Origin of the sequence: Eubacterium ramulus, assembly GCF_003122485.1 — a bacterium.
GTDB lineage: Bacteria > Bacillota > Clostridia > Lachnospirales > Lachnospiraceae > Eubacterium_I > Eubacterium_I ramulus_A.
In genome coordinates this window covers 67,453-77,484 of sequence record NZ_JRFU01000028.1, presented here as the reverse complement: position 1 = coordinate 77,484, position 10,032 = coordinate 67,453, and the positions used below count along the sequence as shown (strand labels likewise).

5 protein-coding genes and 1 pseudogene are annotated in these 10,032 nt (G+C 39.9%); 5 read left to right on the top strand and 1 reads right to left on the bottom strand.

Annotated elements, in window-relative coordinates; genetic code table 11:
- Positions 1 to 129 precede the first annotated feature (129 nt).
- Positions 130 to 792 carry a Crp/Fnr family transcriptional regulator gene (locus tag LG34_RS03010; protein WP_330427552.1) on the bottom strand — a complete coding sequence of 221 codons (663 nt, stop codon included), beginning with the start codon at positions 790 to 792 and terminating at the stop codon, positions 130 to 132.
- A gap of 193 nt (positions 793 to 985) precedes the next feature.
- On the opposite strand from LG34_RS03010, the gene LG34_RS03005 reads away from it, so the two are divergent.
- From LG34_RS03005 to LG34_RS02985, 5 genes and pseudogenes are all read left to right on the top strand, one after another.
- Entirely contained in the window at positions 986 to 1,594 is a 609-nt protein-coding gene (locus LG34_RS03005) for an LVIVD repeat-containing protein (protein WP_177957544.1), read from the top strand.
- A 214-nt stretch (positions 1,595 to 1,808) separates the two neighbouring features.
- Entirely contained in the window at positions 1,809 to 3,488 is a 1,680-nt protein-coding gene (locus LG34_RS03000; RefSeq protein WP_109214816.1) for an AAA family ATPase, read from the top strand.
- 64 nt (positions 3,489 to 3,552) lie between these two features.
- Positions 3,553 to 4,739 (top strand): annotated as a pseudogene (locus LG34_RS02995) (heavy metal translocating P-type ATPase); the annotation flags it as partial.
- Between the two features lie 269 nt (positions 4,740 to 5,008).
- Positions 5,009 to 6,058 carry a DnaJ C-terminal domain-containing protein gene (locus LG34_RS02990; RefSeq protein ID WP_109214815.1) on the top strand — a complete coding sequence of 350 codons (1,050 nt, stop codon included), beginning with the start codon at positions 5,009 to 5,011 and terminating at the stop codon, positions 6,056 to 6,058.
- A 329-nt stretch (positions 6,059 to 6,387) separates the two neighbouring features.
- Complete coding sequence (locus tag LG34_RS02985; RefSeq protein ID WP_109214814.1) at positions 6,388 to 9,861, top strand: InlB B-repeat-containing protein; 3,474 nt, start codon at positions 6,388 to 6,390, stop codon at positions 9,859 to 9,861.
- Positions 9,862 to 10,032 lie beyond the last annotated feature (171 nt).

Below are 10,032 nucleotides of genomic sequence, written 5' to 3'. Positions count from 1 at the left end.
TAATCGTTTGAGGGCTTGACCAAAAGGTTGAAATGAATCGGATTTCTGTATGAAGTTTTGAAGGTATATATCGTATAAATAAAAAGTGCTGTATTGACGAAATTGCCAATACAGCACTTTTTTATATCATCAAATCTGTTGTGATAATCGAAATACATTTTTATGAAAATCCAGTATCCCTTCTTCTTTCATTTTTCCAAGTTCTTTAGACAAAGCACTTCGGTCAACATTCAAATAATCTGCAAGCTGCTGACGATTAAATGGAATTTCAAACGTAGAAGTTCCTTGTTTGCGGTATTCTGCAGTCAAATAAGTCAGTAAACGACCGCGGATATTTTTCGGTGTAGTACAGAAAATCCGTGTAGAAAGCGTGAGATTTTTTCGCATGGAAATCTGTAAGAGATTATCAATCAGTTTTCGATACCAGTCAGATTGATTACAAGATGAATCCTCCATAATTCGGCGAATATTTAAAAATAAAATCTGGCTGTTTTCAGCAGTAACGACTTCCACAAGCAGTGGTTCCTTTACAAGGGCATATGTCTCTGCGAATACACCTCCGGCAGAGATGTTGCTTAAAATTGTGGAATTACCTAAGAAATCAGTGTTGATAATATTTACACTTCCCGTTAGTAAAATACCAATTTCATCAACTTTTGTGTCCATATGATAGATGATTTCGTTTTTTTCATATTCTTTTTGACGCAGGTATCCTGCGGTGTTCATCTGCTCCAGTTCCATTTCTGTAATTCCGCGAAAGAGCGGTGAGATAATTTTTTTGATGCTATCCATATTAAAAATTCCTTTACGTAAAGTAGTATATATTAACTTTTTTAAAAATATTATTCCATATCTGTTTTGATATAACAAGTGAAAAAATAGTTATTTTACAGAATCAAGGAGATAGAATAAAATGAAATTATTTACAGAGTAGAATAAATATAAAGGATTTATTTGACTTCTGAAAGAGAAGGAGGAAATGTATATGGGAAAAAGTATTCATCAGAGAAAAGAATGCCTGATGAAAAACATGGAATTTGTAGGTTTTGATGACCTCAATGGAAAACCTGGATTTCAGATGGCAATGCAGAAAGCAAATGGACATTATTATCTGTACGCAACCAGTTTTCGCTGGAACGGAATTAATATTCTGGATGTGACAGATCCGAAAAATCCAAGAAAAATCAAATGGATGGAAGGTTTCTGGGCAGATGACAGCATTCATGATGGTCAGAGTACACCAAAGATTCAGATTGCAGACGGATTGTTGATTCTGGCGCATGGTGGAACTATGGATGTTCTGCATGGAACACCGAAGGGAAATACCTTACCGTATTGGGGTGGAATTTCTATCTGGGATGTGGAAACAGATCCGGAGAATCCAAAATTATTATCAAAATTCCATTGTGGAGGTGGACCGGGTGTACATCGCTTCTTTTATAATGGTGGCGATTATGTGTATGTTACCGGTTCCTGTGAGGGATACGCATTTTTTATCCTGAGAATTGCAGAAGATGTTCTGGTGGATGATCGCGGATATATTTATTTTGATACAGCAAATGATGGTTTGTATATTGTAAAATGTACCGTGTAGATAAAATTTCATAAGGATAAAAACGTCGCATTGTTTGGTGCGGCGTTTTTTTGATCAAAATTAAGAGTATGATATCTTGATGAAAAGCATAGAAAATGTAAAGATGAAAAGTGTCAAAATTTTTTATGCGAAAGGAAAGAACTTGCTAGGAACAGAAAAATTCGCTATGGTATAAAAGATAGAACTGACAGGTCAAGAAGGTAGGTGAGCGCAGATGCCGAAAGTGATAAGTATAGGAAATCAGGGCTTTGAGGATATCCGAAAAGAAAATCGTTTTTATGTGGATAAAACGGAATTTATCAGGGAGTGGTGGGAATCCGGAGACAGTATCACGCTTATTATGCGTCCACGCCGGTTTGGTAAGACGTTAAATATGGATATGCTCAAATGCTTTTTCTCAAATCAGTATGCAGATCGTGAGGATTTATTTGAGGGACTTACTATATGGAAGGATGAAAAATATCGCAGTATTCAGGGAACGTATCCTGTGATTTACCTGTCTTTTGCGGATGTGAAGCAGACAAATTATGCAGATGCAGTGAAAAAAATAAAAAGGATTTTGTCGGATTTATACCAGCAATATGTATTTTTGTTACAGGAAAATTGCATGACAGAAATGCAAAAAAGGCAGTTTTCGGAAGTATCTCCGCAGATGGATGATGTGACAGCACAATGTGCACTGCAGGACCTAGCTCATTATCTGTATCGATTTTATGGGAAAAAAGTAATTCTTTTGCTGGATGAATATGATACGCCAATGCAGGAAGCTTATGTATACGGTTACTGGAAAGAATTTACATCTTTTATACGAAGCATGTTTAATTCTGCATTTAAGACAAATCCGTACTTGGAACGTGCAGTTATGACGGGAATTACAAGAGTATCCAAGGAATCTGTTTTTTCTGATCTGAATAATCTGAATGTGGTTACTACAACATCGGAGGAGTATGAAACCTGCTTTGGTTTTACAGAGCAAGAAGTATTTGCATCGCTAGATACGTTTGGGTTGAATGAATATAAAAATCAGGTGAAGGAATGGTACGATGGATTTGTATTTGGAAAAAGGAGAGATATTTATAATCCATGGTCTATTACAAATTTTCTTGATAAAAAGAAATTTGATGCCTACTGGGCAGCGACGAGTTCCAACAGTCTGGTAAGCAGGTTGATTCAGACCGCATCGTCGGAGATAAAGGAACAGATGGAACTGCTGCTTCAAAATAAAGAAATTGTGGTTCACTTTGATGAACAGATTATTTTTGAACAGTTGGATCAAAATGAAAATGCCATCTGGAGTCTTTTACTGGCGAGTGGTTATCTGAAAGCGGTAGAGGTTGAATATCGGGGATTGTTGAGAGAAAAATGGTATCACCTTCAGATTACAAATCTGGAAACCATGGGAATGTTTATGATGATGTTTCGTGGGTGGTTTGATGTGTCAAATTCCGTATATAATCGGTTTGTAAATGCATTGTTGGGTGGAAATGTTCGGGAAATGAATGCTTATATGAATGAGGTTGCGTTGGCTACGTTCAGTAATTTTGACAGTGGAACACATCCGTCATCAAAATCACAACCGGAACGTTTTTATCATGGATTTATGTTAGGACTTCTGGTAGAATTGCGTGATAGATATCAGGTGAAATCCAACCGAGAAAGTGGTTATGGACGTTACGATGTGATGCTGATACCGCGGAATGTTGCAGAAAATGCGATGATTCTGGAATTTAAAGTATTTGATGTGGAAGAAGAATATTCGTTACAGGATACCGTAAAATCTGCATTGCGTCAGATAGAAGAAAAGCAGTACGATACAGAACTTCTGGAAGCAGGGATTTCCAAAAATCGGATTCATCATTATGGATTTGCAAAAGTTCTGATAGATGGACAATAATAAAAATAGATAGATAAAAAGCGAGGAAAACAGATATGAAACAGTGTATGGATGCAGATAATTTACACCGCAGACTGCCAGAGTGTTGCAGGGAGATACCGAAAAAGTCATTCCGGCAGAGCAGGTGCGGGTTGGAGATCGATTGAGAGTTTTACCGGGTGAGACAATTCCTGTGGATGGTGTGATTTTATCCGGACAGACTTCTATCAATCAGGCGGTTATGACGGGTGAGTCCCTTCCGGTAGATAAAACCGTTGGTGATGAAGTATCCAGTGGAACCATGAATCAGTTTGGTGCTTTTGAGATGAAGGCGACGAAAGTTGGAAAAGACAGTTCCATTCAGCGAATGATCCAACTGGTACAGTCCGCAGATGCAGGAAAAACCAAAATTGTGGGTATCGCAGACCGATGGGCAACCTGGATCGTGGTGATCGCACTTTCCGCAGCAACATTTACTGGTATCATTTCAGGAGAACTGATCCGTGCGGTAACGATTCTGGTTGTATTTTGTCCGTGTGCGCTGGTGCTTGCGACACCGACGGCAATCATGGCAGCGATTGGAAATGCAACAAAGCACGGTTTTCTGGTCAGAACATCCATTGGGAAAAGCAGTAGTAAGTTGTTACAAAGGGTCCTGTCAGAAAAATCTGCCGGCAGCAGATTGAAATGCTTCCGGGACGCGGTGTCAGCGCAGTGCTCAACGGAAAAATGCTCTTGGCAGGAAATGAAGAACTGATGCAGGAATCCGGTGTGGAAGAAATTGCACTTATGACAATGTGCGCGGAGGCAAAGGAGTATTTACAGCAGGGATGTACCATAATTTATATTGCAGTAGATCAGAAAGCAGCAGGTTATATTGCTTTGTCGGATACCATTCGTGAAGAAAGTACGGCAATGATCGATCAGTTGACAGCTCTTGGGGTTCAACCGGTATTGCTGACAGGTGATCATGAGAATGCGGCAAAAAGCATTGCAGATCAACTGCATATCTCAGAGGTTCATGCAGGTTGTTTGCCAGAGGATAAACTGAACTGGATTGCAGATTATCAGAAAAAAGAAGAAGCAGTCTGCATGATTGGTGATGGCGTCAATGATGCGCCTGCCCTGAAACGTGCAGATGTCGGAATTGCCATGGGTGGTGTTGGAAGTGACATTGCAGTGGATGCAGCGGATATTGCGCTGGTACATAATGCCGGATCGGTGCTGGTTATTATCAATTCTGCATTGCTGCTGAATTGGAAGCGAAAATAAATAAAAAACTTGTTGACATACAGCGACACTAATGTTATATTACAGATAGAACAAAGAAAACCGGGAAAACCGGTAGAGAATGATTCAGATAACGATGTTTCCCCGGGAGTTTCCCGGGGAATTATTATATCCAATGAGAGTTTCTATTTTATATGTTTATATGGAAAATTTTACAAGAAAGTTCACAGAATAATGAACGATAAAGAAAAATAGAAGCAGAAATCTACTGGATCATACATAGTAAATAACAGAAATGGATGGTGATTTGTATGGCAGAAAAACAGGATTATTATGAATTACTTGGCGTTGCAAAAAATGCAGATGCCACAGCAATAAAGAAAGCATATCGAAAACTTGCAAAAAAATATCATCCGGATACAAATGCCGGTGATCCGACTGCAGAACAGAAATTTAAGGAGGTAACGGAAGCGTATTCAATCTTAAGTGATCCGGAAAAGAGAAAACTGTATGATCAGTTCGGTCATGCGGCTTTTGACGGAAGCATGCCGGAAGGTGGCGCTTACGGATATGGCAATGCAGGCGGCGCACAGAATGGCGGTTATCAGGAATTCCATTTTAACGGACAGGATATGGGAGATATTTTCGGAGATATCTTTGGAGATATGTTCCATGGCGGTTCATCCGGAGGACACAGAAGCTACAGTTTCCACAGCGATGGAAATGGCGGCTTCCACCAGTACTACAGCAATGGTTCCGGTGCAGATGGCTTCGGACAGGGCAGTCACTTTGGCGGATTTGGTCAGGGAGGCGGCTTCCATGGTGGTCAGTTCCGTCAGAAAGGCAGCGACATCCATGCCGATGTAACCGTAAGTTTTGATGATGCGGCATTTGGTTGTGAGAAAATGATTCATCTGAAAGACGAAAATGGTCAGGTTCAGTCGTTGAAAGTAACAATTCCAGCAGGAATCGATACCGGTAAAACGGTACGTCTGAAAGGAAAAGGAAATCCGGGATTCAGCGGTGGAGAAGCCGGAGATCTCCTGTTGAAAGTAAAAGTAGGAGACAGAGCCGGATTTGAACGAAAAGGAATGGATGTGTATACAAACATTTCGATTCCGTTTACGACAGCTGTTTTGGGCGGCGAAGCCGTAGTGCCGACGCTGAATGGCAATGTGATCTGCAAGATCCGTCCGGGTACACAGTCCGGCAGCAAGATCCGTTTGAAAGGCAAAGGTATTGTGTCAATGAAAGACAGATCTGTGCATGGAGATGAGTATGCAGTAGTTCAGATTCAGGTACCGAAGAACCTGAATGAGACCGCAAAGGAAAAATTAAAAGAGTTTGCGAAAGCATGCTGATGCAATGAAAAACTGAATTTATGTAATTAAGGATGTGAACGCAGAATAAATATTCCCCATTTTGAGTGTACAAAGTGACTGCGTTCATGAGCAAGTAGTGAAAGCGGATTGCGAATGTCCGCTTTACGCATAAAAATGAGAGACAAGTGCTTTTTAATGAAAAGTGCCTGTCTCTTTTTTTGACTTTTGATAAAGATTTTTCAACGACGAAAAAATGGAATATTTTGGGTTGACACAACTACCATGAGTTTGATAGTATTTCATGGTGTTAGCTTAAAAGAACTAATGTTAACTAAGAGGAACAAAGATTAGGAAAAAAGGAGGAGCAAATGAAAAAGACTTGGAAGAAAATGGCATCGCTGTTCCTGTCAGTATTATTGATGCTGTCTATGGTGGTTACACCGGCGATGGCGGCAGAGGGGACAACGAGAAGTGGAAGCAAGGATGCACCGACAGAGGTGAAATCCTGCATAAAAAGTGGATTGTGGACTGAGATTCTCAATCTTGAATTTGAGGATACCACATGGATGAATGCAATCGACAGTGTAACTGTAAATGATACCGTATACAAAAATAAAACAATTAGTTCATTTGGCAGTGATACTGGAATCTGGGATATTGGAAGTGCGACGGGAGCATATGGCAGCTATACAGCATTCAGAATTGCAAATGCTGATAATGTATCATACCCATTAACAGTAAAATTTACAGCAAATGGATACAAAGATCTTACTGTAGAGATTACAAAAACGACAGTATCTTATAGTGATGTTTACACAGCAACAGTAGTAAAAGACTCTACTCCAGCTGAGAAAACTTATTCCGCAACAGCAGATTCAGCTGAAAACGGCAAAGTTACTTTAGACAAAACAAGTAGTCTGAAAGCTGGTGATACTGTTACAGTGACAACTACACCGAACAAACATTATGAGCTGGATACACTTACCGTAAAAGGTGAGAGCGGAACAACTGTTGATACAACAAAAAAATCCGATAACGAATATACTTTTACCATGCCGGCTGAAAATGTAACTGTAACAGCTATATTTAAGAAAGCAGCTCCAATCAAGATTAATCTTGATCAGGTAAGTATTTCTCTTGATAGTTTCAATAGAAACTGGAATGTATCTTTTGCAAATGCAGATGGATATGTAGAAGATATTACAGAAGTAAAAGTAAATGGTGAAACCTGGAAAAAAGCAAGCTATGCAAGTTTCATATATGGTGGTCAGTATTACCAAAATACATCTGATAATAAACTGCTGTTTGCTGAGACAAATTTCAGTTCCAGCGATGATGCAGCTGTTCTGAAAAGTGGAGATGTGATCACAATCACAGCAGATGGATACGAAGATCTGACTATGAAATTTGTCGTAGATCCAAGCGGAAAAGCATCTCTGGTTGAAGATGACGGACAGGGCGATCCGTATCAGCTTTATGTAAAAATCGCAGGCACATTTGACAGTGCAATCAAAGGTCAGACAAATTATGATACTGTATCAAGTGCAAGTACCGGTGGTTCTTCTTCCAACAAAAACAGTGACGTAACCGTTTACGGTGCATTGGTGAAGAAAGGCACAGAGCCGACAGACAGTGACTGGAAAGAGCTTGACAACATGTCAAACATTAATCTGGATGGTAAAAAATGCACAGTTAACATTGTACCGGATACAGACAAAGGTACAAGCGCAGACAGTGATAGCGGAATGCAGGGTGTTTATATGACAATCAGCAGTGCGCTGAGCCTTAGCGGAACACCAAAGGATCCGGGAAAATATCTGGTTTCTGTATCTATCACAGATATGCAGGGACGTACTGCAACAAGTAATACCTTACAGTTTAACGTATATTCCGGCGAAGAAAAACTTGCGGATCAGCTGGTAAAAGAAAACTTTAAACAGTATGCAAATGGCAAATATGCATGGGATATCATGGAGCCATGGGCAATTAGCAATTTTGGCAGCAATGTAGACGGAGAAGATGAGAGCGTTCGTGTTCCTGCTGATCTGGAAGCATGGTTTGGTTCTCAGGTAAGTGGTACTTACGGTTACCTTGGTTATGATCTTGCCTGGAAAGAAGTTGAAAAAGGAAATATTCCTCAGACACTTTACATTCCGGATGGCTGTGATCTGACAATCACAAATATGGAAATTCTCAGCAGCGTTCGTATCGTTGTTGAAAAAGGTGGAAAACTGACATTAGATGATTCTGTTGTTCAGGGTATCATTGAAGTAAAAGATGGCGGAACATTCTCCATGAACTATAGTGCTTATGACGAAGAATTTAAAGTAGGTGCTTCTATCTGTGGACAGCTTCGTTTAGAGGATGGTGCAACACTTGAAAACGCAGCAATTTATTCTCATGCGAACTATCTAGCAAATGGAAATCTTACAGATCGTACAACGTCTGAGCCAGTAGTAACTGTTACAGGAAACGTAACGATCAAAGGAAACGTATACATCGAAGGTGATGACGCAGGAAATGAGATCGGTCAGACTGCATTACGCGTATCAAACGGAACACTTCATCTGGAAGATGGTTCACAGCTGGTAGCTTACGGCGGAAGCGGAAAGACACTGCTTTACAGAGAGGGCGGTGTAGCAATCGATCTTGACAATGCAACGATTGATGGAAATGGAAAAGTAACAGCAATCGGTGGTGATGTACTTTGGGGAAATGGCGGAAACGCTGTAACCGGAAATGGTACCATTGCTACAAAATCTGCATTTTTACAGGGTGCAACAGCAAATGAGTCAAACAAAGCAGAAGCTGGAAAAGCAACAGAAGGAACCATTAAAGTGACAGGACAATATCGTCATATGGAAGATGGTACTGTGATGGGTGCAACTGAGAATGATCCACTTGCAGAACTGTACTGGAAGACTGGTATTGACGCTCAGCCACCATTGGATAAATTTGAAACTCCTGAGGTAACAAAATTTATCAATGTTGTTGATATCGAGAGTCAGGTTTACAACGGAGAAGTTTTAAAACCGGTTGTTAAAGTTACTGATGCGGCTGATACAGAAAAAGTTTTGACAGAGGACGTTGATTATTTCGTTACTTATACACAGCCGGCACAGAGAAGTGCAGCAGATGAATATGTAAATGCTGGTGACTACACTGTAACGGTAACAGGTATGGGTGAGTATTACGGAACAGAAACAAAAACATTCACAATTGAACCGAAACAGATGACATTTGATGTTGCAGCAGATTCTGATTCTGCAATTTATGACGGACAGAGCAAGACACCGACTCTGACAATCAAAGACGGTGATACCGTTCTGACAGAAGGCATTGACTATACTGTATCTTATACATATGGAAGCGATAGCAATGCTGCAGATTTTGCAGGTGCTGAGTTTGTAAATGCCGGTGAGTATACAATCCTTGTAACTGGTATTGGAAATTATGCAGGTTCTACAGGAAAATTTGTATTCACTGTAAAACAGAACAATTCCGATAACAATAATAACGGTTCTAATAACAATGGATCTGACAATGGCAATAACTCCAATGCAGGCAATAACAATGGATCTAATAACAATGGAAATACCAATACAGATCAGAACAAGAATCAGACTGTAAACAATAACAAAACGAATGGAAATGGCTCAGCAGCTTCCAACAAAACAAATCAGACGGTTAATAAAACAACAGCTGCTACTGCAAATAATACATCTGCAGCGAAAGCTCTGAAGACAGCAGATACCAGTGCAATGGTTCTGTGGTTTGTAATGCTTGCGATCGCAGGCGGTGCTCTGACAACTACAATGTATGCTGTAAAGAAACGCGGCTAGAAAAAGACAGTTGTACATCATAATATTTTCATAAATGACATTTTGCGTGAACTGTAACGGAAATATTTTCATGACTGGAAATTGCGTGATTGAAATTTGAAATTAACTCTGCGGCATGATACAATAGGGTATCATGTTGCGGAGTTATTTCTTTATTTTACGATAAGGTAT